General features: G+C 32.7%; 2 protein-coding genes. Both read right to left on the bottom strand.

What is annotated here, in order from left to right; genetic code table 11:
• Positions 1 to 184 precede the first annotated feature (184 nt).
• Entirely contained in the window at positions 185 to 343 is a 159-nt protein-coding gene (locus F6K40_RS01490) for a hypothetical protein (protein WP_293130397.1), read from the bottom strand.
• Between the two features lie 128 nt (positions 344 to 471).
• Positions 472 to 630, bottom strand: coding sequence for a hypothetical protein (locus tag F6K40_RS01485; RefSeq protein ID WP_293130395.1), 159 nt, complete (start codon positions 628 to 630; stop codon positions 472 to 474).
• Positions 631 to 937 lie beyond the last annotated feature (307 nt).

The following is a 937-nucleotide window of genomic DNA, read 5'->3' as shown; positions in this document are numbered from 1 at the left end:
CCAGTAACTAAGGTCAAAATTAAATATTTATATCTGGGATTTTTGAGGTTATTCATAATAGCACCAAGTCTTGCTTATCCTCAATTTTTTCTAATCATCTATTGACAACCAGAAAGTAAAAAATATACACTCCCCACACTTCCCAAATTCCCCAAATTCTCCCTACTTCTGTATTTGGAAATTTTCAACCTGTGGGGAAATTCAGTTCTGCTAAAAAAGTTATTTGAGGAAGAGTTACCTGAGTCATTGACTTAATAACTATAGCTGTAATTATCAGAATAATTAAACCAGTAACTAAGGTCAAAATTAAATATTTATATCTGGGATTTTTGAGGTTATTCATAATAGCACCAAGTCTTGCTTATCCTCAATTTTTTCTAATCATCTATTGACAACCAGAAAGTAAAAAATATACACTCCCCACACTTCCCAAATTCCCCAAATTCTCCCTACTTCTGTATTTGGAAATTTTCAACCTGTGGAAAAATTCAGTTCTGCTAAAAAAGTTATTTGAGGAAGAGTCGCCTTAGTCATTGACTTAATAACTGTAGGTGTAATTATCAGAATAATTAAACCAGTAACTAAAGTCAAAATTAAATATTTATATCTTTGATTTTTTAGGTTATTCATATAAAAAAGTTAAAAGAACGAATATCTGTCATAAGTTCCCAGTCCCCCAATCCTTAATTACTCAGTTTCCTCATTTTATCCAATCTCCGCGTCCCCGCGTCTTATACACTCAGAGGTTATTCATAATAGCACCAAGTCCTACTTCTCCTCGACTTCTCCTAATCATCTATTTACAACCAAAAAGTCAAAAACATACACTCCCCAAACTTCCCAAACTTCCCAAATTATCCCTACTTCTGTATTTTTAAATTTTCAACCTGTGGGAAAATTTACCTCTCCTAAAAAAGTTATTTTAGGAAGAGTTGCC

The organism is Okeania sp. SIO3I5, from assembly GCF_010672085.1.
Taxonomy (GTDB): domain Bacteria; phylum Cyanobacteriota; class Cyanobacteriia; order Cyanobacteriales; family Microcoleaceae; genus Trichodesmium.
This window is presented reverse-complemented; position numbering and strand designations above follow the sequence as displayed.